2 protein-coding genes are annotated in these 669 nt (G+C 41.4%); both read left to right on the top strand.

Going from position 1 to position 669, the window contains the following annotated elements; all coding sequences use genetic code 11:
• The coding region (locus CBG25_RS20315; protein ID WP_290603789.1) for a transposase at positions 1–291 on the top strand (291 nt) is incomplete at its 5' end.
• Between the two features lie 15 nt (positions 292–306).
• Positions 307–669: transposase family protein (locus CBG25_RS20310; RefSeq protein ID WP_290608900.1), on the top strand; the 363-nt coding region annotated here is incomplete at its 3' end.

The raw sequence follows: 669 nt of genomic DNA, 5'->3' as shown, positions 1-669 counted from the left end.
ATAGTAACAAACAAAGAGAATCCCACCCGTGAATACGTCAAATCTATCATGGATGCCCGTTGGTCTGTTGAAGTTTATCATCGAGAAGTTAAACAAAATTGTGGTATTGAACGCTGTCAGGCTCGCACGAGCCGAGCGCAAAGAAATCATATTTTTCTCGCTATTTCTGCGTGGTTTGAACAACATAAACGTCGTATATCTGAAAAAATAACCCTTTATCAACAAAATTGGGACGTAATCAAAAATGCTATTGCTGAGCACATCCGTGTTTTATTAGCGTACCCAAATTAGTTTTGTGCGAAACTCGTGTTGTATTTAAAATGTTATCCGACCTATGATTTGCAAGGACTTCTTTTTGGTTTAGATAGAACCCGGGTATGTCGCTGGGTAAAAATATTATTGCCGGTTTTAGAGATGACCTTGGGGCGAGAATGTGTTTTGCCCGCTCGTCAAATTCGCTCTGCTGAGGAATTTTTTCGCGCCTTTCCTGGAGTTAAAGACGTCTTTATTGATGGGACAGAGCGACCTGTCCAAAAGCCTAAGAATCTGCGTCGGCGAAAAAAAATGTATTCGGGAAAGAAAAGACAGACCACTCGAAAAGGGCTTATTATGACTGACGAAACAAGGCAAATTGGATTTATCCCCATGAGCAAAAATGGGCGCCGTCAC

Origin of the sequence: Arsenophonus sp. ENCA (assembly GCF_002287155.1) — a bacterium.
Classification (GTDB): domain Bacteria; phylum Pseudomonadota; class Gammaproteobacteria; order Enterobacterales; family Enterobacteriaceae; genus Arsenophonus; species Arsenophonus nilaparvatae.
This window is presented reverse-complemented; position numbering and strand designations above follow the sequence as displayed.